Genomic DNA, 24,042 nt, shown 5'->3' with positions numbered 1-24,042 from the left:
ATTCAGCTCTCCGTGCTCTGCGGTTCGGGGGCGGGAGCCCCTTCAGCCGGGGCGGCGGCCGGCGCCGCGCTTTCTTCGGCGCCCACGGCCCGTCCAGCCTCGGTGCTGGTCGCCGTGGTGCCCGACGCGCCACTGCGCCGCGGACGCGTGCCCGAGGGCCGCTCGCGGCGCGGACGGTCGGCGCCCGCGGGGGCGGCGGCGGCCAATTCCCGCTTGCCGCCGACGATGTCGCCCTTGTAGATCCACACCTTCACGCCGATCCGGCCGAAGGTGGTCTTGGCCTCGTACAAGCCGTAGTCGATGTCGGCGCGCAGCGTGTGCAGCGGCACCCGGCCCTCGCGGTAGAACTCCGAGCGGCTCATCTCCGCGCCGCCGAGGCGGCCGGAGCACTGCACCCGGATGCCCTTGACGTTGGGCTGACGCATCGCCGACTGGATGGCCTTGCGCATCGCGCGGCGGAACGCGACGCGGTTGCTCAACTGCTCGGCGACGCCCTGCGCCACCAATTGCGCTTGGGATTCGGGGTTTTTGACCTCGAGGATGTTCAGCTGCACCTGCTTGCCGGTCAGCTTCTCCAGGTCCGCGCGGATCCGGTCGGCCTCGGTGCCGCGGCGGCCGATCACGATGCCGGGGCGCGCGGTGTGGATGTCGACCCGGACCCGGTCGCGGGTGCGCTCGATCTCCACGTCGGCGATGCCGGCGCGCTCCAGGCCGGTGGACAGCAGCCGACGGATCGCGACGTCTTCCTTGACGTACTCGGCGTACTGCTTGTCGGCGTACCAGCGGGACTTCCAGTCCGTGGTGATACCCAGCCGGAAGCCATGCGGATTGATTTTCTGGCCCACTAGTCTGAGCCTCCCTTCGCCTGCGAAGTCTCAGAACTCTTGGCGGGTGCCTTCTTTGCCGGCGCAGCCTTCTTGGCCGGGGCCTTCTTGGCCGGGGCCTTCTTGGCCGGCGCCTTCTTGGCCGGGGCGGTCGCGGCCGCCTTGCTGGCCTCGGCGCGGCGGGCCCGCGTCGACTTCTCCGACCGTTGGCCGGAGGCCGGCCGGCTTTCCACCACCACCGTGATGTGGCTGGTGCGCCGGCGGATCCGGAACGCGCGGCCCTGGGCGCGCGGTCGGATGCGCTTGGCGGTCGGACCCTCGTCCGCGTAGACCGTGGCAACCACCAGGGTGGCCGGGTCCAGGCCGTTGTTGTTCTGGGCGTTGGCCGCGGCGCTGGCGATCACCTTGGCCACCGGCTCGCTGGCGGCCTGCGGCGCCCAGCGCAAAATGTCCAGCGCGTCGGTCACCGACCGGCCGCGCACCAGGTCGATCACCCGGCGCGCCTTTCGCGGCGACACCCGCACAAACCGTGCCTTGGCTGTTGCCGATGGGAAAGCCGACGGGAATTCAGTTGTGGTCATCGCCGTTTGGCCTTCCGGTCATCCTTGATGTGTCCCTTGAAGGTGCGCGTCGGAGCGAACTCGCCGAGCTTGTGGCCCACCATCGCCTCGGTGACGAACACGGGGACGTGCTTGCGGCCGTCGTGCACCGCAAAGGTGTGGCCGATGAAGTCCGGAATGATCGTCGACCGGCGCGACCAGGTCTTGATGACCTGCTTGGTGTTCTTGTCGTTCTGTACGTCGACCTTCTTGAGCAGATGGTCGTCGACGAACGGACCCTTTTTCAGGCTGCGTGGCATGTGCTGGGTACTCCTGGTCCTGAGACTTCTTTACCGCGAGTGCTTCTTGCCGGTGCGCCGGCGCCGGACGATGAGCTTGTTACTGGCCTTGTTGGGATGGCGGGTGCGGCCCTCGGGCTTGCCCCACGGGCTCACCGGGTGCCGACCACCGGAGGTCTTACCCTCACCACCACCGTGCGGGTGATCCACCGGGTTCATGACGACGCCGCGGACCGACGGGCGCTTGCCCTTCCACCGCATCCGGCCGGCCTTGCCCCAGTTGATGTTTGCCTGCTCGGCGTTGCCCACCTCGCCGACGGTGGCGCGGCAGCGCACGTCGACGCGACGGATCTCACCGCTGGGCATCCGCAGCGACGCGTAGCTGCCCTCCTTGCCGAGCAGCTGGATGCTCGACCCGGCCGACCGGGCGAGTTTGGCGCCGCCGCCGGGTCGCAGCTCCACGGCGTGGACCAAGGTACCGGCGGGGATGTTGCGCAGCGGGAGGTTGTTGCCCGGCTTGATGTCGGCATTGGCGCCCGACTCCACCACGTCGCCCTGCGACAGTCCTTGCGGCGCAACGATGTAGCGCTTCTCGCCGTCGAGGTAGTGCAGCAGCGCGATGTTGGCGGTGCGGTTCGGGTCGTACTCGATGTGCGCGACCTTGGCGTTGACACCGTCTTTGTCGTTGCGGCGGAAATCGATCACCCGGTAGGCGCGCTTGTGCCCACCGCCCTTGTGCCGGGTGGTGATGCGACCGTGGGCGTTGCGCCCGCCATGACCGTGCAGCGGGCGCACCAGCGACTTCTCCGGCTCCGTACGCGTGATCTCGGCGAAGTCGGACACGCTGGCGCCGCGACGACCCGGGGTCGTCGGCCTGTACTTACGAATTGCCATGTCTAATCAAGTCTTTCTCTCGCGCTCGCTAGCTCGGGGCACCGAAGAGGTCGATCGGCTTGCTGCCCGGCGCCAGCGTGACGATGGCACGCTTGGTGTTCTTGCGCTTGCCGTATCCGGTCCGGGTGCGCTTGCGCTTGCCCTGCCGATTCGCGGTGTTCACCGACGCGACCTTGACGGAGAAGATCTTCTCGATGGCGATCTTGATCTGCGTCTTGTTCGAGTCGGGGTGCACCACGAACGTGTACACGTTTTCGTCCAGGAGCCCGTAGGACTTCTCGGAGATGACCGGCGCCAGGATGATGTCGCGGGGGTCAGCGATGGTCGCCATCAGGCCGAAACCTCCTTGGCTGTCTCGGTATTGGCCGCCGTGTTGGCCGCGATGTAGGCGTTGAGGGCCTCGACGCTGAACACCACGTCGTCGGAGCGCAGCACGTCGTAGGTGTTGAGCTGGTCGGGCGCCAGAACATGCACACCGGGCAGGTTGCGCACGCTCTTGGCGCCGGTCTCGTCGGCGCGGCCGATGACCACCAGCACCTGCCTGCGCTCGGTCAGGCTGCCCAGGAAAGCCCTGGCGCTCTTGGTGGACGGGGTCTGGCCCGCCACCAACTCGGTGATCGCGTGGATGCGCCCGTTGCGCGCCCGGTCGGACAGCGCGCCGCGTAACGCCGCGGCGATCATCTTCTTGGGGGTGCGCTGACTGTAGTCGCGCGGCTTGGGGCCGTGCACGACGCCGCCACCGGTGAACTGCGGGGCCCGCGTCGAACCCTGCCGGGCGCGTCCGGTTCCCTTCTGCCGGTAGGGCTTGCGCCCGCCGCCCCTGACGTCGCCACGCGTCTTGGTCGAGTGGGTGCCCTGACGGGCCGCCGCCCGCTGCGCGGTGACGACCTGGTGCATCAGGGCGACATTGGCCGGGGCATCGAACAATTCGGCCGGCAGCTCGACAGAGCCGTCGACCTTGCCGTCCGGCGTCTTGACCTCAATTTTGAGAGTGTTGGCTGCCATCAGTTCTCACCTCGCTTGACCGCGCTGCGGACCATCACCAACCCACCGGTGCGGCCGGGGACCGCACCCTTGATCAGCAGCACGCCGTTCTCGGTATCGACCTTGTGCACCAACAGGTTCTGCGCGGTCACCCGATCGTTACCCATCCGGCCGGCCATCCGGGTGCCCTTGAAGACCCGCGCGGGAGTGGCGCAGCCGCCGATCGAGCCCGGGCGGCGGTGCACCGCCTGGGCGCCGTGGCTGGCGCCCTGGCCGCGGAAGCCGTGCCGCTTCATGGTGCCGGCGAATCCCTTGCCCTTGGAGGTGCCGGTCACGTCCACATAGCTGCCGTCGGCGAATATCTCGGCCGTCAGCTCCTGGCCGACCTCGTATTCGGCCGCCGCGTCCGGGTTGTCCAGGCGGAGCTCGGCCAGGTAGCGGCGCGGGTTGACGCCCGCGGCGGTGTACTGGCCGGTGACCGGCTTATTCACCTTGCGCGGGCTGATCTCGCCGTAGGCCAGCTGGACGGCGCTGTACCCGTCGCGCTCCGGCGTGCGGATGCGCGTCACCACATTCGGCCCGGCCTTGACCACGGTCACCGGCACGACTCGGTTGTTTTCGTCGAATACCTGCGTCATGCCCAGCTTGGTGCCCAGAATGCCTCTTCTTGCCTTGTTAGTCACAAGCTCTGGATCTCCTACTGGATGTTGACGTCGACACTGGCCGGAAGATCGATGCGCATCAGCGCGTCAACGGTCTTCGGCGTGGGATCGAGGATGTCGATCAACCGCTTATGAGTGCGCATCTCGAAGTGCTCCCGCGAGTCCTTGTACTTGTGCGGGGAGCGGATGACGCAATACACATTCTTCTCGGTCGGCAGCGGCACCGGACCTACGACGCTGGCACCGGTGCGGACGACGGTCTCGACGATCTTGCGCGCCGATGCGTCGATGGCCTCATGGTCGTAGGCCTTAAGCCTGATGCGGATCTTCTGTCCCGCCACGCTCTCCTACCCTCACTCCTCTTGAAGCCCGGTACCCGGGCTTACGTCCATGTCTCAGTGCCTCCCAGCGCGCGGATCGGCCTGGCCAACTTTGGCCGATCGAGCGTCGCGCCGGGTACTGCGCCGCTGTTAACCTGTCGTGGTCCACCGGCCCCCGCGTTCGGGTGTGTCACCCTTGCGCAGCCTCGTCGCGCTTAGTGAAGGCCAAAATTGGCCGCGTTCCGAGGATGGGACCGGACGCGCCCGGTTGGGCGCTGGTCGTATGCCCGGCCAGGCGCAAGCCCGGCTCAAGGCAACCCGAACAGTATGCCTGACGATGATCCCTTCGGCCAAATCTCGGGCAAACCTCGCCGAGGCCTCAGGCACCCGCCGATTCGGTACTCGCCGCGCTGGCCCGCTGCTGTGCGCGCTGAACATGCAGGAAGCCGTCGACGGCCGCGCGAGCGCACTCCTGATAGTCGAAATCGGGCAACGTCGACAAGCGTCCCAGCACCAGCGGGCCGATCAGCAGAGCGATGGCCCGCGACCGATCGACCTCCCCCAGCTCGGCGGCGGCTTCGGGGCTGTCGAATATGGCGTCGAACGGCGCCGCATACTGCTGGGCGATGCGCTCGCGCAGCGTGGTGATCGAGGCGCTGTCGGCGGCGCGCCGGTGCCGGGATTCCGGCAGCCCTTCCAGGTCGGGGCCCAGCGCCAGCCACGACATGGCCGTCAAGACGGCGGGCGCCTGCGCGACGGCCTCGGCCTGGGCCAGCACCAGCGCGACCAGCCGATCCCGCAGCGAGCCCTCGGCCGGCGGTGTCGGTGACGGCGGGATCAGGGTGTTGAATGCCGCTGCCAGCAGGTCGTTTCCGCTCGGGAAGTGGCGATACAGGGTCGCCCTGGCTACGTTGGCGCTACGGGTGACCGCATCGACGGTCACCGCGGTGGGGCCGCCCGAACGCAGCAGAGCGGCGGCGGCCTCGAGCAAACGGGCCCGGGACCGCGCCGGCCGGGGATCGGTACTCACTCCGGTAATTGTGAGCCACCTCTCCGTTTGAGACCAGGAGTATCGGCTATCTCCTACGAGACTGTTGGTCTCAAAAGTTGCCGGCCCACCCCACAAGCCGCTCAGCAGCCACCGCGAAGCCACCGAAAAGGAGGCGCATCACATGGTCGAAACCCTTGTCCGGTCCGATCAGCGCGCGGACGCGACGGGCGTCGGGGCAAGCGCGCGGGCCCGAACCTGGACCCTGGCCGTCGCTTGCATGGGCGTCGGGCTCGTCGTCGCGTCGATGTCGGCGCTCAACACCGCGCTGGGCGACCTCGCGGTGGCCACCTCCGCGACGCAGTCGCAGCTGAACTGGATCGTCGACGGATACACGGTGGCCCTGGCGTGTTTGCTGTTGCCCGCCGGCGCGATCGGCGACCGCTACGGCCGGCGGGGTGCACTGCTCATCGGCCTGCTGATCTTCGCGCTCGGCTCGGCCGCACCGGCGCTGTTGCACAGCCCGGTGCAGATCATCGCCGCCCGGGCCGTCGCGGGCGTGGGTGCCGCGTTCGTGATGCCCGCGACGCTGTCGCTGCTCACCGTGGCCTATCCGAAAGACGAACGGGTCAAGGCCGTCGGCATCTGGGCCGGTACGGCCGGCTGCGGCGCGGTCCTCGGCATGCTCGGATCCGGCGTGCTGCTCAACTTCTGGGACTGGCACGCCATCTTCTGGGCGCTGGGCGCCGCCGGCCTGGCGATCTTCGCCCTGGCGTGCACGGTGGCGTCGTCGCGGGACCACGCCGCACCCCGGATCGATGCGCCCGGCGCGATCCTGATCGGTGCCGCGCTGGCGATCGGCGTCGCCGCGATCCTGGAAGCCCCCGATCGCGGGTGGAGCGATCCCCTCGTCTGGGGCGGGCTGGTCGCGGGGGCCGTGCTAGCCGTCGCGTTCGGTGTCGTCGAATTCCACCGGCGCCAGCCGCTTCTGGACGTACGGCTGTTCGCCGACCCGGGTTTCACCGCGGGGGTCGCTTCGATCGTCGTCCTGTTCGGCGCGACGTTCGGGTTCTTTTACGTCGGCATGCAGTATGTGCAGCAGATCATGGGCTACTCGCCGCTGATGACGGCCGTGGCGTTCATGCCGTTCATGCTGCCGCTGGGCGTCTGCTCGGCGTTGTCCTTCTGGTACTTGCCCAGGCTGGGTCTGCGCCTGGTGATCTTCGTGGGCACCGCGTTGATGGCGGTCGGCTTCGTCAGCATGCACGTGCTCGGCCTGCATACGTCCTATCTCGAATTGGCTTGGCCGACCCTGATACTCAGCGCCGGCATCGGATTCTGCACGGCGCCGACGACCTCGGCGATCATGGCCGCGGTGCCCGACGAAAAGCAGGGCGTCGCGTCCGCGGTGAACGATGCCTCGCGGGAGATGGGCGGCGCATTGGGCATCGCCATCGCCGGCTCGATCCTGGCTGGGCGCTATTCCGATGACCTCGGGTCGAAACTGGCGAACTTTCCCGAGCCGGTGCGCGGACCGGCCACCGACTCGCTCGCCAAGGCCGTCGAGGTGGCCGACAGGCTGGGGCCGCAGGGACGCCAACTGGCCGAGCTGAGCAAGACCGCCTTCCTGACGTCGATGCACGCTTCGACGACGGTTCTGGCCGCCATCGTTGCCGTCGCCGCGGTCGTGATCGGGCTTTGGGCTCCCGGGCGTGACGGGCAACAGCTGAGCCCGGTGCGCCGCATGGTCCCGGGGCGTCGCGACTGAGCGGGCCGCGGGGCTCGTCGGGCCCAATGTTGCTGCAACAGAAGGAAACCCCGCGTTCGGGCTTGCGAACATCTGCCCGTAGTGGTATCAGAAATATATATCGACGGGTATAGGTCATCTCGCGGGTTGAGGTGCGTGTGATGTTGATGGATATCGCTACCGAGCCGGTGTGCCCGGCGGTGATAGAGGCGGCGGCGATCGCGGAGGCCGAGTGGATGCGCCTCAGGCCGCCGGGCGGGCCGGTCGGCCACATGGCCTGTGAGCTTCCCGCGCCTGGCGCGGGAGCGCTCGCCTCCGTCGCGGGGGTGATGCGCAGACCGCCCCTCGAGCCGCTAGCGAAGGGAGGTGATACGGACAGCGAGTAAAGCGGTAATACACCGTCGTGCCATCCACGAATATTGCGACGCATAGACCGCGCCTGACATACGCGCGCCCGCCACTTGTCGTGGCCATCTACGTGGACAGCATGACCAGTCGCCCGGGCGGGGCGCGCCCGGCTCGGTCCTCAGCGGATGCGGAGCCGCGGCGCGGCCCGCCCTCGTCACGGAAAGCCTGTGAAAACAGCGTTTTCGCTGCCGTCGCCGATCACGGCATTCGGGGGGAAAGTTCACCTGAAAACGCCTCGGCGGAGCCCGGTGGGCGATAACATCCGCTATGCGGAGTTCGTCAGGGGGAGGCGCACGACGTTGAGGCTAGCCGGGGGAGCGGAATGTCATATGTGATCGCAGCGCCGGAGTATGTTGCCGCGGCGGCAACAGATCTGGCGAATATCGGATCCGCGATCGGTGACGCCAACTCCGCCGCGATGGGGCCGGTGTCGAGCGTATTGCCCGCCGGTGCCGACGAGGTGTCGGCGGGTATCGCGGCGCTGTTCGACGGCCACGCCCAGGTCTACCAGGCGCTCAGCGCCGCCGCCCAGGCGTTCCACGCCCAGTTTGTCCAGCTGATGAGCTCCGGCGCGGAGCAATACGGCCTTGCCGAGGCCACGAACGCCACGCCGCTGCAAACCGTCCAGAACATGGTGGGCGGAAGTATGAATGGAAGCGGGAGCCCCGCTCAGGCGCTGGCGGGCGCGCAGCCGCTGATCGGCCCCGCGGCATCGGCCGGTTCGATGGCGGCGAGCGCGCCGGCGGCCGGCGCTTCAGGGGCCGGCCTGACGGGCGGTGCGGCGCCGGCCGCACCGGCGACACCGCTGGCGAGCTCGGTCGCACCGGCCTCGGCGGCACCCATGACGCTGGCGCCGGCCGGTACGCCGATAGCGGCGGTCCCGCCGGCGGCGGCAACGGCGGCGCTGGCACCCGCCAGCGCGCCGGCTTCGGCGGTGCCGGCGGCGATGGGGGCTCCCGCCGCAGCGGCGGCGCCGTCGGCCACGCCGGTGGCGGCCGTTGAGGCGGCGGAAACGCCAGGATTCTCGGCGGCCACGGCGGCGCAGGCGATGCCGATCGGCACGCCGGTCACGGCGGCGAGCGCGGCAACGCCGAACTATTCCCCGGCCACGCCGCCCTATTCCCCGGCGACGGCATCATCGGCCGGATCTCAGCAGGAGCAACCGGTAGCGACGGGCGTGCCGGTCGAAATGTCGCCCTACTCCCAGTGATTCACTGAACGAACGCGGCGGCGCGGTGCCCTATCATCACGATGGTCGCATGCGGGCCGCGGCTGGTGATCTCCGGCAGGATGGAACCGTCTATCACCCAGAGGTTTTCGATGCCGCGCACTCGGCAGTGGAAATCGACCACCGCGCGCGGATCGTCATCGGTGCCCATCGGGGTTGTGCCGCACAGGTGTTGCGACGTCGACCATACCGGCGGCCCGACAGAGGTTGCGGCGCCGGCCATTTCGCGGGCCAGCTCGCTGCCCATCCGTAGCGCCGCGACATCGTCGGGCTCGCTGTCGTAGCGATGCTCGATGCGCGGCGGCACGCCCGGTTCCGGCGAGACAAGCGTGATGCGCCCGCGTGATCGTGGCCGCATGAGCGCCACCCCGAGGTGCGGCCAGTCGGGGTGCCCTGCGGTGCCGTCACCGGTCATCGCAACGAACCCGCCCGTGTATGGCCGGATCTCGAGGCCGTCTGCGGTGGTGAGCACGACCTCGACCACGGGCCGGCCGGCGGCCACGGTCCAATTCGTCGGCAACACCCACTCGGGGTGATCGCTGCACGACGCGCCCACCGGCAGGGGTGCGACCACGGGCACGCCGACGGCCCGTAACATCGCCTCCGCGCCGATGCCGGACAGCATCAGCAGATGGGCGGATTCGATCGCCCCGGCGCACAACACTATTCGGTCAGCAGCCAGCGTCATCGGGCCGCCGGAGCCGATCGCGTCGACGCCCACCGCGGCCTTACCGGAGAAACGCAGTCGCACCGCCCGCGTCTGTTCCAGCAATGTCAGGTTGGGCCGCGGCAGCGCCGGAAGGAGATACGCCGCACCCGATCCGATGCGCACTCCGTCGACGATGTTGAGCGGGACGGCGCCGATCCCCGAAACGGGCTGCGCCGCAGGGTCGTTGAGGTCGGCTATCCATTCGAACCCGGCTCGCTCGGCGGCGGCGATGAACCGTTCGGTGGTGCCGGTCATTTCGCGCGTCCGACGAACCAGGATGGGACCGCTGTCGCCGTGCGCGGGGCCCTCGAAATCCAGGTCGGTCTCGATCGCACGGAAGTGCTCGAGAACATCGGACCACGCCCAGCCGGGGAGCGCCAGGCCATCGAAATCGCGAGGCAGGGCGCGGCAGAAGTAGCCACCATTGACCGCCCCCGAACCGCCGACCGTCGCCCCCCGCACGATCGGCAGCTTGAGGGCGTGCCGGTCGGTCAGGCGGGTCAGATAGCGCCGGGCCAGCGGGCTGTCGACCCCGATCGGCAGCTGCGACCCGTTGGCCGTCATAGCCAGCAGCCCCGGGTCGGCCAGCGCGGGCCCCGCCTCCAGGATGGTGACCGCGCGGCCCGGGTCGGCGGAAAGGCGTTCGGCAACAACCGATCCAGCACTGCCCGCGCCGACGATCAGCACATCGCTGTGCGGGACGGCCTTTATCAAGGGGGGGGTCAAGGCGGTGGCTAGGTCCGAATCTGCGGTTTGAGCGCGCGGGCGTTGCGTTCGCGCGCGACACCCCACCACAGCCCCAGCCCGTAGGCCAGGTCGTCGACGCGCTTGAGCAACAGGTAGCTCAGCAGCCCGATCGGCTCGGAATCGTCGTCGGTGGCGTCCCGGCGGCGCAGCCAGTCCACCACGCCGTCCATGACGGCGGCGACCAGGACGACCCGTCTACAGTGCCGCGAGAGGACGGCGGCGAGCAACGCCACCGGCCAATAATGCCGGCAGATCGCCGAGGCCAGCTGCAGCGCCGCCGACCACAAACCGCGGGTGGCGATCACCAGGACGTCGGCGAGCGACGTATCGGCGCTGCGCATCGCCCTGGCGATCCGCCGGCCCGTCAGCACGGCGACCGCGATCGAAGCCAGCTGACTCAGGCTGGTCCCCAGGGCCATCAGGATCCAGGCCATCAGCGCCCAGCCGGAGATCACCACCGGCGCCGTCTTGTCCGGGTGGCGCACCGACAGCGGAGCCGCCGACCCGCCGTAAAATGCCTTGCGCGCGAGCCAATCCCGCAATTCGGTGCGGTGGTCGTGCGCGACCTGTGCGATCGGCTCGTAGCGCAGCCGGGCGCCCGCTTCGATGAGCCGCCAGCACAGGTCGACGTCCTCGCCGGACTGCAGCGTCTCGTCGAAGCCGCCGACCGCGCGGATGGCCGAGCAGCGACAGATGATCGCCGCGCTGGGAACGTAGGACACCGTGCTGTGGGGCAACACCGGGGCCTCTCGCTCACCGAGGTCCAGCGACGAGTGCACCGCCTCGTAGCGCGCCACCACCTTCTCGCTGTGCGACAGGCCGACGATGCGCGGCGCGACCAGGGCCACGGTGGGATCGCAGAAGTGACCGAGCAGGGCCTCCAGCCAGCCCCGGCGCGGCGTGACATCGGAGTCGAGGAAGGCCACGAACTCGGTCTTGCAGGCGGCCAGCCCCGTGTTGCGCGCCGTCGCGGGGCCCTTGTTGTAGGAGTGGCGCAACACCTCGACATCGCAGTGTGCGCCGACGAAGTCTTCCGGCTCGATCGGCGGGAACGAACCGTCGTCCACCACGACGACGCGCAGCCCGCGCAGCGCGCTCACCAGGCGCCGCACACCAGGAACGTTGTCGCGCACCGGGATTACCACGGTCACGTCGCGGTGCGACGGGCCGCCCGCGGGCCGCGGGTGGGCCACCGTGGCATCCAGCAGGGTGCGGGCCAGCTGGGCACTGACGTCGTCGCGGACCTTCAGCCGGCCACCCGACAGCATGCTCTGGGCGGCGGGGGCCAGCTTCAGCAGGCGCGTGGGTGAGCCACCCAGCAGCGCGGAGCCGTCGCCCAGCACCCGCACGCGGCGATCGACCTGGACAGCGAACCCGTCCGGTAGCCTCGGCTGGCTCATGTGAGCATCCCGTCGGGCCCGGGCAGCCACCGGGCGACTCGACGGACGCACTGGTCGACCATCTCCGCGAAGATGCGCCTGCCCTCCGCGGCGGTCGCGGTGGTCGGGTCCCCCAACACGCCTACCGGGCTGACCGCCGCGACTCCCCCGCGCCGCAACGATCCGAGCAGCTCGGGCAGCGGCGCCCGGTTACCGGCCAACCACCGGTCGGTCAGCACTTCGGTCGGCGAGATGTGCAGCAACACCGACGTTTCGGTGTGGCCAGCGTGGGCGTCGCCGCCGGCGGCCACGCAGGGACACCATGCGGCGTCCCGGCCTTCGGCGCGCAGTCGCTGCACCGCGGTTCTCAACGCACCGATATTGCCGCCGTGGCCGTTGACAAACACCAGGCTCTGGGCCCAGCAACCGGCCGACCGGCCATACTCCACCAGAAGCGACGCCAGGGCGTCGGTGCCGATGGAGATCGTTCCGGCGAAGTCTTGGTGCTCACCGCTGGCCCCATAGGCGATGGCCGGCGCGACCAACCAGTCGCGCTCGAGGCGCGCCCGAGCCCCTCGGGCGACCGCGGTCGCGATGCGGGTGTCGGTGTCCAACGGCAGGTGAGGACCATGTTGTTCGGTGGACCCCAAGGGGATCAATATCGACGGCGAGGCGCTTGATAGCCGGCTCGATGTCGCCGTTCCTAATTCGCCGAGTACGGGCACTGGCTGATGGTAGGACGTATTCACCTGGCGTGCACCAATTGTTGACCCTTCACCTCAATTTTTTTCTCGGCTGTTCACCAAGCGGCCGAAATTGGCGGCTCGTCCGTCACGGTTACCTCGCGCGCACCACTATTTCGACACCAGTGAAAAGAACGGCATTTTATCTTCACCAAATCCCCCAACATGGCCAGAATTGAGCGGAGCCCGTCGCAATCGGCTAGGCGTCCCCACCGGACGGTACCCCGAGCGCGCGGGTGAAACCGGGCGGCACCACGACGTCGTCGGGGCTCAGGTCGTGAACCGAGGAGTGCCCGAGGCCCATCAGCGCGCAGTCGATGCCGCCGCGCAAGATGTCGAGGACGTTTTCGACGCCGGCCTGGCCGGCGGCAGCGAGGCCCCACAGGTAGGCCCGGCCGATCATCACCGCGCGCGCCCCCAGCGCCACGGCTTTGACCACGTCGCTTCCGCGCCGGATGCCGCCGTCCAGCAGCACTTCGACCTGGTCGCCCACCGCCGCGACCAGCGCCGGCAGGGCGCGGATGGTAGCGGGCGTGCCGTCCAGGTTGTTGCCGCCATGATTCGACACCGAGATCGCCGAAACACCGGCGTCGACAGCCCTTTTCGCATCATCGACACGAATCACGCCCTTGAGCATGAACGGTCCGCCCCACAGCTCGCGCAGCCAGGCGATGTCTTCCCAGGTCGGCGGCGGCGTGCCCATCCACTCGCCGTAGGCGGCGAAGAACGGAGGCCCGGGCTCGCCACGGCGGCCCATGTTGGGCACCCGCAGCTCCGGGGGTTGCAGCGTCTTGCCGAACTTCCACAGCCACCGCGGCCGGACGATCGCCTCGGGCGATAGCCGCAGCATGGTCCGCAGGTTCATCTCCTCCGGAATCTTGGGGCTGCCCCAGTCCCGGCCATGGGAGAACGTCCAGTCGGTCGTGACGATCAGGCCGACCGCGCCCGCCTCACGCGCCCGTTCCACCCGCTCGGCGATCGCGTCGCGCCCGCCCAGCCAGTACACCTGGAAGAAGAGCTTGGGGTTGGCGGCGATCACCTCCTCCATCGGCTTACTGGCGAAAGAGGACAGCCCCATCGCGGTTCCCCGCGCCGCAGCCGCCCGCGCGACGGCCACCTCACCATCCGGGTCGACCGCCTGCACACCGGTGGGCGAGATGATTACCGGCAGCGAAATATCTTGCCCCATAACGGTAGTCGACAGTTCGCGCTTTTCCTGCGCGCCGATGACGTGCGGGGCGAAACCGAGTTCCCCGAATGCCTCGACATTGTCGGAAACCGTAATTCCTTTTTCGCTCGCCGAAATCAAAGAGGAATAAACGGACCTCGGCAACCGTCGCTTGGCGCGTTGCTGTGCGATGGCGACCGTTTCAAACCATTCCTCGGCCATGACTACACGGGGCTTTCGTTGCACAGCCGCGACGGCGGTCGCGTAGTCAGTTTCAGCGGCACCGGTTCGCGCCGTCCGTGGGAGTGGTCGGCGCGGGGCCGCGGGGCCTGGCGGTCACGCGCCAGCGCGGACGCGCTGTGCCCCTGGACGCATTCGGGGTCCGGTCCGTCCAGGGGCAGGCCGGTGAAGAATTTGGCCGCCATGCAACCGCCCCGGCAACTGTCGTAATGCCCGCAGCTGCCGCACGCGCCGGGGGACTGGGGCTCGCGCAGCTCACGAAACAGCGGCGCGGTCTTCCAAACGCTTTCAAACCCGCCGTCCGACAGGATGTTTCCGGCCAGGAAGCGGTCGTGGATGGCGAACGGGCAGGCGTACACGTCGCCGACCGGGTCGATGAGGCACACCACCCGGCCGGCACCGCACATGTTCAGGCCGGCCAGGGCGCCCGACGAGCCGAGCGGCGACAGATGGAAGAAGGAGTCACCGGTGAGCACCCGCTCCCCCTTGGCGACCAACCACTCGTAGAGCTGCACCTGCTGGGCCGCGGTGGGGTGCAAATCGTCCCACACGTCCGCGCCCCGCCCCGAGGGCCGCAGCCGGGTGATGCGCAGGGTGGCACCGTAACGGCTTGCCAAAGCGGCGAATTCGTCGAGCTGGTCGACGTTGTGGCGGGTGACCACGACGGAGATCTTCGGCCCCCCGCTCTGCGAGAAGCCCGCGGCGGCGAGGTTTTCCAGCGCGCGCACCGCCATGGCGAACGACCCGTCGCCGCGCACCGCGTCGTTGACCTCGGCGGTCGCCCCGTCCAGCGAAATCTGGACGTCGACGTAGTCACTGGCGGCCAGCCGGGCGGCGACGTCGGGGGTGATCCGGACCCCGTTGGTGGAGAACTTCACGCCGACGTGGTGGGCGGTGGCGTAGTCGACCAGCTCCCAGAAGTCCGGGCGCACCGTGGGCTCCCCGCCGCCGATGTTGACGTAGAACACCTGCATGCGTTCCAGCTCGTCGATGACGTCCATGCATTGGCGGGTGGACAACTCTCGCGGATCGCGCTTGCCCGACGACGAAAGGCAGTGCACGCACGCCAGATTGCACGCGTATGTCAGCTCCCATGTCAGGCAGATGGGCGCGTCGAGCCCGCGCTCGAACTGCTCGATGAGACCGTGGCCGCGCCTCGCGACAGGTACCGTCATTGGCCACCGTCCTGACGCACCAGCATGTTGGAGTCGGCCAATACGCCCAGCGCGTGCAAGTAGGGCTGCTGCCCGGAGTCGTCCACACCCGCGGCGCGGCAGGCGGACCGCACATCGGGATGCTCGCCCAGCGAGCGCACCACCGTCACGATGGTGCGGTTCTTCAGGAACGACAGCTTGCGGGTGCCGAAGTGGTAGAGCAGCGCGCCGAACGGCTCGGGCCTCACCGCGACCTGCGGGTGCAACCGCCAGCCGCGATCGGGATCGAAGGCCGTCGAGCAAGTCGCCGCGGTCACGGTCAGTAGACCCCGCACATCCCGTCGATGGACACCTCTTCCACCAGGGTCTCGGTGACGAGTTCGGTGTCTTTGTCGGTTTCGCGCTCCATGTGCATTTACCTTTCTGCGGGGCTCGACGACTATGGGGTCTGAATCAGTCGTGTCAGAATATGGCATCGAGTGCCGAATCGGAAGGGCGGGGTCTGATGATGCCGCAGTCGCGGGTGGGCCGCCGCCGCTCGACGACCCCGGAGCACATCACCGACGTCGCCCTCGAGTTGTTCGCGGCCCGGGGGTTCGCCGACGTGAGCGTCGACGACGTCGCGCAGGCGGCCGGCATTGCCCGCCGCACGCTGTTTCGCTATTACGCCTCCAAGAACGCCATCCTGTGGGGCGATTTCGACGCCCACCTGTCGCACCTGCGGGAGCTGCTCGACAACGTCGATGAGACGGTTCGGATCAGCGAGGCGCTGCGCGGTGCGCTGTTGGCGTTCAACACCTTCGACGAGTGTGAGACCGTGCGGCACCGGCGGCGCATGCGGGTCATTTTGGAAACCGCTGAGCTGCAAGCCTATTCGATGACGATGTATGCGGGGTGGCGCGAGGTGATGGCGGGCTTCGTGGCGCACCGGTTGAGCGTCAAGACAAGCGACCCGCTACCCCAAACCGTCGCCTGGACGATGCTCGGGGTGGCGCTGAGCGCCTACGAGCACTGGCTCTCCGACGAATCCGTCCCGTTGCCCACCGCGCTCGGCAACGCGTTCGACGTGGTCGGAGCCGGGCTGGAACGGCTGGACCGGTGAGCGCGGGCACCGAACACCTGCTGCACATGCTGCGGTCGCAGGGAGGGTTCTGCGCGCTCTCCGGCTCACCGATGTACGGCGAACTGTTCGAACTGGTGGCCACCGACGTCGAGGCCGGCGGCGTCTTCGCGGCCATCTTGGCCGGCCACGAGGACGACCCCTCGCGCCTTGCCGTGCCGCTTCGGCTGCTCGGCGGGCTGCACCGGCTGGTGCTCGACGGCCGGGCACCGCAGTTGCGCCGCTGGTATCCCAGCACCGGGGGCCGCTGGGACGCGGCGAACGCCTGGCCCGAAATCCTGCGCACCGCGGCCCAGCAGTCCGGCTCGCTGCGCGCCGCGCTCGACCAACCGCCGCAGACCAACGAGGTCGGCCGATCCGCCGCGCTGATCGGCGGGCTGCTGCGCGTCAACAACGGATTCGATTTGCCGGTAAGGCTTTTCGAGATCGGGTCGAGCGCCGGGCTGAACATGCGGCCCGACCACTACCACTATCGGTACGGCGATCGCGGGTGGGGACCGGTCGACTCGCCGGTGACCATCGACGACGCCTGGCACGGGGCGCTGCCGCCCGGCGGTGCGGTGCGCATCGTCGAGCGCAACGGCTATGACATCGCGCCCATCGACGTCACCGGCGCCGACGGCGAGATGACCGTGTTGAGCTACGTCTGGCCGGATCAGGCCGCCCGGCTGGACCGGTTGCGCGGCGCGATCGCGGTGGCCCGCGACGTTCCGGCGCGGTTGCATCGCAGCACGGCCGCAGCGGCGGTGGCCCGGCTGACCCTGGCCGACGGCGCGTTGACCGTGCTGTGGCACTCGATCACCTGGCAGTACCTGTCCGACGACGAACAGGCGGCGGTCCGCGAGGGGATCGACGCGCTGGGCGCGCAGGCCGCTCCGCGGTCGCCGTTCGCCCACCTCACCCTGGAGCCGGCGCGGGACGGGCCGGGCGCGCCGATCAAGTTTCTGGTGCGGGCCCGGTGCTGGCCGGGTGGCGAGCTGGCGATCCTGGCCGAGTGTCACCCGCACGGGCCGCCGGTGAATTGGCTATAGCCACGGGCGCAGAGATTTTTCGCCGCAACCCGTCGGAGTTTTGGCCGCCGCGGCGACGATAAGGGTGTGAGCGCCGAAGTGGACCACCAATCCGACGCTCGACGCGCGGTGCTCGCCCTCTACGACGAGGCGTTGCCCGTGGTGTACGGGTATTTCGTCCGCCGTTGCGGCGACCGCGCTACGGCCGAGGACCTGACGTCGGAGACGTTTCTCGCGGCGATGGACGCCGCGTGCAAGAGCGAGCCGCCGCCGATCTCGATTCCGTGGCTGCTCGGCGTGGCACGCCACAAGCTGGCCGACCACTACCGGCGCGGCGAGCAGCGGCAGGCCGTGCCGGTCGCCGAGCCGCCGGAGCCAGTCGAGACAGCCGACGACTGGGACGCCGAGCTGGATCGCCTGGTCGCCGAGGCGGTGCTGGCCCGGTTGGCCGAGCCGCACCGCACCGTGCTGGTGCTGCGCTACATGGACGGCTGCTCCGTCGGCGAGTGCGCCGAGCTCATCGGGCGCACGGTGCACGCCACCGAAGCGCTTCTGGTCCGGGCCCGCCGGGCCTTCAGACGGCAGTATCCGGAAGGAGGCACGTCATGAGTCGCCCAGACCGCTCGGATCCGCTCAGCGTGCTGCGCGCCGATGACCTTCCGGTCCAACCCGATTCGGCATTCGCCGCGCGCCTGCGCCGGCGATTGGAATCCGCACTGTTCTACGAAGGAGTTGTCATGAGCGGCACCGCCAGTGTCATTTCCGAACTCAACGAGCCATCCGCCGCCCGTCCCCCTCGCCCGGCCGCGCTGCCGTACCTCGCCGTGACCAACGCGCGCGCGGCGATCGAGTGGTACACCGATGCGTTCGGCGCCGTGGCGATCGGCGAGCCGATCGTGATGCAGGACGGCCGAATTGGGCACGCGGAGATCGCGATCGGCGACGGGGTGCTGTATCTGGCCGACGAGCATCCGGAACTGGGGCTGAGGGCGCCCGCGCCCGGCGGGGTTTCGGTCAGCCTGATGTTGCACGTCGCCGACACCGATGCGGCCCTGCTGAAGGCGCGTGAACGCGGCGCCACCGTCCAGCGCGAGGTCTACGAGGGCTACGGCAGCCGCAACGCGACCATCATCGATCCGTTCGGACACCGCTGGATGCTCAGCGGCCCCGTGACGGTACCGGTTGATGTCATCCAGCACGGCGACATCGGATACGTGTCTGTCTGGACCCTCGACGCCGATCGCGCGGCCGCCTTCTACGGCCACGTCTTGGGCTGGACGTACGATCGGGCATCGCATCGGATCACCAATACCGAACTGCCGACCGGCATTTGGGCGAGCGCGGGACCGCCCACCCTGTTCTGCTGCTACGCCGTCGCCGACGTCCAGGCGGCCCGGACGGCGATCGCGGCGGCGGGTGGCGTCCCGGGTGAGGTCCGGCGTACCGATGACGGCGTCCTGCTCGACGCCACCGACGCGCAGGGTGTGGCGTTCGCGGTCTTTGAGCCACCGGCGGGGCGAAAGCGCCCGGAACTCAACGGCTCCGGGCCCGGCGAGCTGTCATACGTCACCTACCTGGTGCCGGATTCCGCCGGCTTCCGCGACTTCTACGCCCGGGTGCTGGGATGGCGCTTCGAGCCCGGATCAGTGGTCGACGGGTGGCAGGTGGTGGGGTCCCACCCGATGGCCGGCACCGCCGGCGGCAGCGCGCACCCGACGACGGTGCCGATGTGGACCGTCTCGGACATCGACGCGGCCGTCGCGCGCGTCCGCGAAGCCGGCGGCACCGTGCTGGCCGAGCCGGCCCGCCAGCCCTATGGGGTCACCGCCGAATGCCGCGACGACCAGGGCGGCCGCTTCTATCTGGGCCAGTTGTAGGCCTGGGGATTGGCGATCCGGATCGGCGCGCCCTCCAGCCAGGCCACCACGGCCTCGACGGTGTCGGAGTAAAAGGCGGCCAGCATTTCACGGGTGACGTACCCCAAGTGGGGGGACAACGTCACGGTCGGAATCGATCGCAGCGGATGGCCGGGCGGGAGCGGTTCGACGTCATAGACGTCGAGCCCCGCCCCGGCGATCCGTCCGGATTCGAGCGCATCGATCAGTGCGGCCTCGTCGACGATCGGACCCCGAGAGGTGTTGATCAGGTAGGCGTGCGGCTTCATCAGCGCCAGCTCGGTATGGCCGACCAGGCCTCGTGTGCGCTCGGAGAGCACGACGTGAATGGAAACCACATCGGATTCGGCGAACAGCGTCGCCTTCTCGACCCGGCGGGCGCCGGCCGCGGCGGCGTCCTCCTCGGTGAGGTGTTGGCTCCACGAGATGATGTCCATGCCAAAGGCTTTGGCGTATCGCGCCATCCGCTTGCCGATCCTGCCGAGACCGAGCAGCCCGAGCGTCTTGCCGGACAGCGTCATACCGGCGGTGGCCTGCCACCCGCCGTCGCGCATCCGCCGGTGCTCCTCGGCCAGGTTGCGCACCGTCGCGATCAGCAGCCCCCACGCGAATTCCGGGGTGGCGTCGCGGACGGAGGCGAATCGCGGGTTCGCGAAGTCCGACTGGGCGACCAAGACCCCCCGTTCGGTCGCCGCGGCCATGTCCAAGTTCGGCAGGCTCCTGCCGACGATCGTGATCAGTTTCAGGTTCGGCAGCCGCCCGATGAGACTGCGGGGAAGCGCCATCCGCTCGCGCAGGGTGCAGATGACGTCGAAGGGCCGCAATGTTTTCGCGGCCTCCTCCTCGGACAGGTGTCGGTCGAAAACGCTTACCTGGCAGCGGGTCTGCACCGGCGACCAGTCCGCCAGTCTGAGGGCCAACCCGGCGTAGTCGTCGAGTATCGCCACCTCGGGCATGTGGGTCTCAGCCAAGCATTTCGGAAATAGGTGTGGCGGCGGCGATCTTGCCGCGGACCTTCATCACCTTGCCGGGCATCCCGGCGCCGACCACGCCGACCAGCACCCCGTCGCGCTCGTAGTAAGCCAGGAACTTGCGGCCGTCGTCCTCGACGAGATGGACGACATCGGTGGCTTCCGGCTCCCCCAGACACTGGATCTTGACGTCGTATTGGTCGCTCCAGAAGTAGGGGACGACCACGCCGGCGGGCGTGTCCTGCCCGAGCATCGCGGGCACCACGACGCGGGCCTGGTCGGCGACGTTGCTCCAATGTTCCACGCGTGCTTGGTGCCCCGTCGCGTCTCGCCAGGAGGCGACGTCACCCAGCGCCCACACGTGGGGCGCACTGGTGCGGCCGGCTTCGTCGCAGATGACGCCGTTATCGACCTCGACGCCGCTGCCCTGCAGCCAGCCGGTCGCCGGATGCGATCCGATGCCGACTACGACGACGTCGGCGGCCAGCTCGGTGCCGTCGCCCAGCACCACGGTGTCGACGTGCCCCTCGCCGCGCACCTCCGCCACACCGACGCCCAGGCGGACGTCGACGCCCTCGTCGCGATGCAGCCGCGCCACCAGCTCGCCGATCCGCTCGCCGAGCACCGCCGCCAGCGGCGTGGGCTGCGGCTCGACGAGCACCACGTCCACCCCCAGGCTGCGCAGGCTGGCGGCGACCTCGCAGCCGATGAAACCGGCGCCGATCACGACCGCGCGCTGGCAGGCCGACGCGTGCTCGCGCAAGGCCATGCTCTCGTCGAACGAACGCAGCACGCGGATGCCCTCGAGGTCCGGGAAGGCCGGGATGCGCCGCGGCACCAGCCCGGTCGCGATGACGAGCTCGTCGTAGCCGAGCACGGTTCCGTCGTCGAGGGTCACCGTCTGCGCCGCGGTGTCGAGGCGGGTGGCGGCCGAACCCAGCCGCAGGGTGATGTCCTTCTCGTCGTACCACTCCCGCGGTTTGAGGAACACGTCATCGACCTCTTTGCGCAGCACCTCCTTGGACAGCGGCGGGCGGTCGTAGGGCAGGTGCACCTCGTCGCTGACGATCGTGATGCGGCCGGTGTACTCCGACCGGCGCAGTTGCTCGGCGGTGCGCGCGGCCGCCAAACCGCCGCCGACGATCACGACTCCCTTTTCCGTCACGTGGTGTTCATACCACGCACGCCGGTCAATACTTCAGGGCGCCCTTGTCGACGGGGATCTGCGTGCCCGACAGCGTGCCCGAGGCGTCGGTGGCGAGCCAAACCACCACGTCGGACACCTCTTCGGCGGTCATGAATCCCTTGTACTGCATTGGCATTGGCGGGAAGCTGTGCACGTAACGGGGATGCTTGGCAAAGATCTCCATCATCGCCTCCGGCTCGATCATCGGGGTGTCGACCGAGTAGGGGTGGATGGAGTTGACCCGGATGTCGTATTCGCCGAGCTCGATCGCCAGCGTGTTGGTCAGGGCGGTGAGCCCGTGCTTGCTGGCCGCGTAGTGGCCGTTGCCCGGGGTGGCCTTCAGGCCCGCCGACGAGCTGACGACCACGATGGAACCTCCGTTGCCGGCCTCGATCATCGCCGGGATCGTGGCGCGCAGGGTGCGCCAGGTCCCGGTCAGGTTGACCCCGATGACGGTGTCCCACTGCTCGTCGGTGAGCTCCCAGACCCGGCCCCAGCCCAGCACTCCGGCGTTGGCCACCAGGACGTCGAGGCGCCCGAATTGTTCGACGCCGTCGGCCACGAGTTGGCGCAGCGCGGCGTCGTCGCGGATGTCGGCCTGGCGGGCCAGCACCTTGCGTCCCTCGGCCTCGACCAGGCGGACGGTCTCGTTGAGATCGTCCGGCGTGGCCGGTGTGTAGGTCAGGCTGTCCGACGCCGGCGCGCAGATGTCGAGCGCGATGATGTCGGCGCCTTCCCGGGCGAGCCGCACCGCATGCGACCGTCCCTGGGCGCGGGCGGCGCCGGTGATAAATGCCACCCGTCCTTGCAGTGAGCCAGCCTGTGCAGCCATGGCACCCCTTTCGCCGAGTGACAGGCTAGCAGCGAAACTGGAACGTGTTCTAACCCGCTCGGGCGATCAGATCTCCGCGATGATCTGGGCCCGCCGGCTGTTGTATTCGTCGTCGGTCACCGCGCCGCCGGCGCGCAGCGTCTCCAGCTCTTGGAGGCGCTGGGCGATCGATTGTTGCGGCGGCGTGACGACCGGCGCCGGCCCGGCCGCTGCCGGCCGAGCCGCCGGCGCCTGCTGTTCGACGGCCCGCCGCACCACGGCCTGGATCTGCTGGCGCAGCACCGGATTGGAGCGGATGTCGACCATTCGGTTGAGCGGAACGTTGTTGGCCTTGAGGATCTGCAGTATCTCCATCAGCGGGCCGGCTTGCCCGCTGAGATCGTAGGTCCTGTTGTCCTCGGCCAGGGTGAACTGCGCGGGCACCAGTCCGTTGACCAAAGCGCTTCGCTCCCAGTCGATCCGGTATTCGCCGGTGGTGGGGTTGACCAGTACCACCAGCTTGCGGGCGGTCAGGTTGCCCAGCCGGGTGACGCTCGCGATGACCCGGTCCTGGCTGTCGAACGGCACGAATCCGGGCCCGGAGATGTGCAGGTCCACCTTCACCAGCGGCTGCTCGTTGATCCGGGTGCCCGTCTCCGAGAGGCCGGTGATCTGGGCGAGCGCCAGCACGCCGTGCTGCTCGAGCTCGGCCGTTTTGACGGCCGACTTCGCCCCATAGTTGGCCAGCGCCAGCGCGATCAGCACGTCGGCCACGGTGATCAGCAGGCCGACGTAGAGCATCCACTGCAGCAGGCTGTCCAGCCCGAGGGTGAAGTAGACGATCAAGAAAATTGGCCCGACGAGGCCGCCGCACAGCAAAACCAGTAGCTGTGCCTTCAAGTAGCGCGCCAACACCTGTCTCTCCTCACCTTGCTGGGAAGTTCGTGTCAGATTAATGCGCGTCCCCGCACTACCGATCACAAATTGCGCGCGGGCGTCACTCCTCGGCAGAGTCGGCCGCTGTGGACGCTGCCGGAGAGTAGGCCGGGGTGGCCGGTCGTGCCGCGGCCGCAGAGGAAGCCGGCGCCGCCGCCGGCATTGCCGCCAAGGGCGTCAACCCCGACGCGGGCACCGTGGCGAGCGACGTCTCACCGGCTTCGGCGACGCCGACCTCCTCGGCACTGGCCACCGCCTGCCCCGCACCGCCCGGCGCGATCAGGCCACCGTTCCCGGCGGCCCCGCCGGCTGCAAACGATGCGGCGGGGCTCAAGCCGGAGGTGCCGGCTGTACTCGTGGTGGCGCCGACCAATTGGCCGGCCGCCCCGGTACCGCCGCCGCCGAACGCGCCGGGCTCGGCGCTGGTGCCGGTCGCCAGCACCGCGCCCGCACCGTTGCCGATTGGCGCGGCGCCCTGCGCCAGGGCCTGGGTGGGCGTGGCGATCGCGGTCGCCACCGTCTGCCCGACGGTCTCCAGCGGCGAAGCGTTTTCGGCCTCGGCGAGGGCATACTGCGCCGCGCCGCCGGTCATGAGGTTCACAAATTCCTGATGGAAGAGCGCCGCCTGGGCGCTCAGCGCCTGATAGGCCTGCGAGTGCGCGTCGAACAGCGCCGCGATGGTCGCCGACACCTCGTCGGCGCCCGGGGCAAGCACGCTGGACGTCGGCGCCAGCGCCGCCGCATTGGCGGAGCCGATCGTCGAACCGATGTTGGACAAGTCCGTCGCCGCCGCGGCGAGATACTCCGGCGTCGCGAAAACGAACGACATCCGAACCTCCCGACCAGACCACGGCGGCGCAAGCAATCGGCCCGGTCATTAGACACGGACTCAATAGGGATCGTACCGTACCGCGAGGAGGGAAGTCACCCCAGTTTGCCGACCTCCGGAATGCGCGAAGCCCGCACCGCCGAGGTGGGGGGGGGGGGGGGGGGGGCCACGGCTGAATTTTGGTGTTTGCGGCCCCGCCCGCGGCCCCCGGGGGGGCCCCCCCCGCGGTCGCGCCCCCCCCCCCCCCCGGC

General features: G+C 69.2%; 28 protein-coding genes. 7 read left to right on the top strand and 21 right to left on the bottom strand.

Translation table 11 applies throughout. The annotated features are described in order from the left end of the window. Window positions 1–2: 2 nt before the first annotated feature. The 9 genes from rpsC to A5764_RS19845 all read right to left on the bottom strand — a co-directional run bounded on the left by rpsC (window position 3) and on the right by A5764_RS19845 (window position 5,513). Window positions 3–845, bottom strand: a complete 843-nt coding sequence (gene rpsC, locus A5764_RS19885; protein WP_067115950.1) for a 30S ribosomal protein S3 — start codon at window positions 843–845, stop codon at window positions 3–5. Next, the gene (gene rplV, locus A5764_RS19880; protein ID WP_067115946.1) at window positions 845–1,405 is read right to left on the bottom strand and encodes a 50S ribosomal protein L22; all 561 of its coding nucleotides are present in this window, start codon (window positions 1,403–1,405) and stop codon (window positions 845–847) included. The genes rpsC and rplV overlap by 1 nt, the downstream gene beginning before the upstream one ends. Then, on the bottom strand, window positions 1,402–1,683 hold the full coding sequence (gene rpsS / locus A5764_RS19875; RefSeq protein ID WP_064283843.1) for a 30S ribosomal protein S19: 282 nt from the start codon (window positions 1,681–1,683) through the stop codon (window positions 1,402–1,404). The genes rplV and rpsS overlap by 4 nt, the downstream gene beginning before the upstream one ends. Before the next feature lie 30 nt (window positions 1,684–1,713). After that, the gene (gene rplB, locus A5764_RS19870) at window positions 1,714–2,556 is read right to left on the bottom strand and encodes a 50S ribosomal protein L2 (protein WP_067115943.1); all 843 of its coding nucleotides are present in this window, start codon (window positions 2,554–2,556) and stop codon (window positions 1,714–1,716) included. A gap of 28 nt (window positions 2,557–2,584) precedes the next feature. Next, a complete protein-coding gene (rplW, locus tag A5764_RS19865) occupies window positions 2,585–2,887 on the bottom strand; it encodes a 50S ribosomal protein L23 (RefSeq protein WP_067115940.1) in 303 nt (100 codons plus the stop codon). Then, the gene (rplD, locus tag A5764_RS19860) at window positions 2,887–3,561 is read right to left on the bottom strand and encodes a 50S ribosomal protein L4 (protein ID WP_067115937.1); all 675 of its coding nucleotides are present in this window, start codon (window positions 3,559–3,561) and stop codon (window positions 2,887–2,889) included. Before rplD ends, rplW begins: the two co-directional genes overlap by 1 nt. Continuing rightward, on the bottom strand, window positions 3,561–4,223 hold the full coding sequence (gene rplC, locus A5764_RS19855; RefSeq protein ID WP_255361110.1) for a 50S ribosomal protein L3: 663 nt from the start codon (window positions 4,221–4,223) through the stop codon (window positions 3,561–3,563). The genes rplD and rplC overlap by 1 nt, the downstream gene beginning before the upstream one ends. A 14-nt stretch (window positions 4,224–4,237) precedes the next feature. Then, window positions 4,238–4,543, bottom strand: a complete 306-nt coding sequence (gene rpsJ, locus A5764_RS19850) for a 30S ribosomal protein S10 (protein WP_003873519.1) — start codon at window positions 4,541–4,543, stop codon at window positions 4,238–4,240. 358 nt (window positions 4,544–4,901) lie between these two features. Next, the gene (locus A5764_RS19845; RefSeq protein WP_255361114.1) at window positions 4,902–5,513 is read right to left on the bottom strand and encodes a TetR/AcrR family transcriptional regulator; all 612 of its coding nucleotides are present in this window, start codon (window positions 5,511–5,513) and stop codon (window positions 4,902–4,904) included. Between the two features lie 181 nt (window positions 5,514–5,694). Here A5764_RS19845 and A5764_RS19840 point away from each other — a divergent pair, with 181 nt between their 5' ends. The 3 genes from A5764_RS19840 to A5764_RS29885 all read left to right on the top strand — a co-directional run bounded on the left by A5764_RS19840 (window position 5,695) and on the right by A5764_RS29885 (window position 8,875). Further along, complete coding sequence (locus tag A5764_RS19840) at window positions 5,695–7,278, top strand: MFS transporter (RefSeq protein ID WP_067115934.1); 1,584 nt, start codon at window positions 5,695–5,697, stop codon at window positions 7,276–7,278. Between the two features lie 146 nt (window positions 7,279–7,424). Further along, window positions 7,425–7,643 (top strand): hypothetical protein, encoded by a 219-nt coding sequence (locus tag A5764_RS29525; protein ID WP_156664771.1) that lies wholly within the window; start codon window positions 7,425–7,427, stop codon window positions 7,641–7,643. Window positions 7,644–7,987: 344 nt separating this feature from the next. Then, window positions 7,988–8,875: a PE family protein gene (locus A5764_RS29885; protein WP_067115928.1), complete on the top strand. Its 888-nt coding sequence runs from the start codon at window positions 7,988–7,990 to the stop codon at window positions 8,873–8,875. 1 nt (window position 8,876) lies between these two features. Here A5764_RS29885 and mftG read toward each other — a convergent pair whose 3' ends face one another. From mftG to mftA, 7 genes are all read right to left on the bottom strand, one after another. Then, window positions 8,877–10,316, bottom strand: coding sequence for a mycofactocin system GMC family oxidoreductase MftG (gene mftG, locus A5764_RS19825; protein ID WP_156664780.1), 1,440 nt, complete (start codon window positions 10,314–10,316; stop codon window positions 8,877–8,879). A 20-nt stretch (window positions 10,317–10,336) separates the two neighbouring features. Next, entirely contained in the window at window positions 10,337–11,749 is a 1,413-nt protein-coding gene (gene mftF, locus A5764_RS19820; protein ID WP_067115923.1) for a mycofactocin biosynthesis glycosyltransferase MftF, read from the bottom strand. Next, complete coding sequence (gene mftE / locus A5764_RS19815) at window positions 11,746–12,477, bottom strand: mycofactocin biosynthesis peptidyl-dipeptidase MftE (protein WP_067115919.1); 732 nt, start codon at window positions 12,475–12,477, stop codon at window positions 11,746–11,748. Before mftE ends, mftF begins: the two co-directional genes overlap by 4 nt. Window positions 12,478–12,670: 193 nt before the next feature. Next, window positions 12,671–13,861: a pre-mycofactocin synthase MftD gene (gene mftD / locus A5764_RS19810; protein WP_067115916.1), complete on the bottom strand. Its 1,191-nt coding sequence runs from the start codon at window positions 13,859–13,861 to the stop codon at window positions 12,671–12,673. Window positions 13,862–13,863: 2 nt separating this feature from the next. After that, window positions 13,864–15,054 carry a mycofactocin radical SAM maturase gene (mftC, locus tag A5764_RS19805; protein WP_067115912.1) on the bottom strand — a complete coding sequence of 397 codons (1,191 nt, stop codon included), beginning with the start codon at window positions 15,052–15,054 and terminating at the stop codon, window positions 13,864–13,866. Then, a complete protein-coding gene (mftB, locus tag A5764_RS19800; protein ID WP_067115910.1) occupies window positions 15,051–15,368 on the bottom strand; it encodes a mycofactocin biosynthesis chaperone MftB in 318 nt (105 codons plus the stop codon). Before mftB ends, mftC begins: the two co-directional genes overlap by 4 nt. Further along, window positions 15,353–15,442 (bottom strand): mycofactocin precursor MftA, encoded by a 90-nt coding sequence (gene mftA, locus A5764_RS19795; protein WP_067115907.1) that lies wholly within the window; start codon window positions 15,440–15,442, stop codon window positions 15,353–15,355. Before mftA ends, mftB begins: the two co-directional genes overlap by 16 nt. A gap of 96 nt (window positions 15,443–15,538) precedes the next feature. Between mftA and mftR the strand changes: the two genes are divergently transcribed. From mftR to A5764_RS19775, 4 genes are all read left to right on the top strand, one after another. After that, the gene (gene mftR / locus A5764_RS19790) at window positions 15,539–16,135 is read left to right on the top strand and encodes a mycofactocin system transcriptional regulator (protein WP_197501642.1); all 597 of its coding nucleotides are present in this window, start codon (window positions 15,539–15,541) and stop codon (window positions 16,133–16,135) included. Window positions 16,136–16,161: 26 nt separating this feature from the next. Then, window positions 16,162–17,184, top strand: a complete 1,023-nt coding sequence (locus A5764_RS19785) for a DUF2332 domain-containing protein (RefSeq protein WP_067116272.1) — start codon at window positions 16,162–16,164, stop codon at window positions 17,182–17,184. A 66-nt stretch (window positions 17,185–17,250) separates the two neighbouring features. Beyond that, window positions 17,251–17,772 carry an RNA polymerase sigma factor gene (locus A5764_RS19780; protein ID WP_067115903.1) on the top strand — a complete coding sequence of 174 codons (522 nt, stop codon included), beginning with the start codon at window positions 17,251–17,253 and terminating at the stop codon, window positions 17,770–17,772. Next, entirely contained in the window at window positions 17,769–19,040 is a 1,272-nt protein-coding gene (locus A5764_RS19775; protein WP_067115900.1) for a VOC family protein, read from the top strand. The genes A5764_RS19780 and A5764_RS19775 overlap by 4 nt, the downstream gene beginning before the upstream one ends. Here A5764_RS19775 and A5764_RS19770 read toward each other — a convergent pair. From A5764_RS19770 to A5764_RS29880, 5 genes are all read right to left on the bottom strand, one after another. Further along, a complete protein-coding gene (locus tag A5764_RS19770) occupies window positions 19,022–20,014 on the bottom strand; it encodes a D-2-hydroxyacid dehydrogenase family protein (RefSeq protein ID WP_067115897.1) in 993 nt (330 codons plus the stop codon). The genes A5764_RS19775 and A5764_RS19770 overlap by 19 nt on opposite strands. A 7-nt stretch (window positions 20,015–20,021) precedes the next feature. After that, a complete protein-coding gene (locus A5764_RS19765; RefSeq protein ID WP_067115894.1) occupies window positions 20,022–21,194 on the bottom strand; it encodes an NAD(P)/FAD-dependent oxidoreductase in 1,173 nt (390 codons plus the stop codon). A 25-nt stretch (window positions 21,195–21,219) separates the two neighbouring features. Next, window positions 21,220–22,047: a mycofactocin-coupled SDR family oxidoreductase gene (locus A5764_RS19760; RefSeq protein WP_067115891.1), complete on the bottom strand. Its 828-nt coding sequence runs from the start codon at window positions 22,045–22,047 to the stop codon at window positions 21,220–21,222. A 66-nt stretch (window positions 22,048–22,113) separates the two neighbouring features. Next, window positions 22,114–22,941 carry an SHOCT domain-containing protein gene (locus tag A5764_RS19755; protein WP_067115888.1) on the bottom strand — a complete coding sequence of 276 codons (828 nt, stop codon included), beginning with the start codon at window positions 22,939–22,941 and terminating at the stop codon, window positions 22,114–22,116. Window positions 22,942–23,023: 82 nt separating this feature from the next. Next, the gene (locus A5764_RS29880; RefSeq protein ID WP_067115885.1) at window positions 23,024–23,791 is read right to left on the bottom strand and encodes a PE family protein; all 768 of its coding nucleotides are present in this window, start codon (window positions 23,789–23,791) and stop codon (window positions 23,024–23,026) included. Window positions 23,792–24,042: the final 251 nt, after the last annotated feature.

This window comes from Mycobacterium sp. 852002-51057_SCH5723018, assembly GCF_001667035.1.
GTDB lineage: Bacteria > Actinomycetota > Actinomycetes > Mycobacteriales > Mycobacteriaceae > Mycobacterium.
Note: the sequence above shows the minus strand (reverse complement) of the source record. Positions and strands in the feature narration are given on the sequence as shown.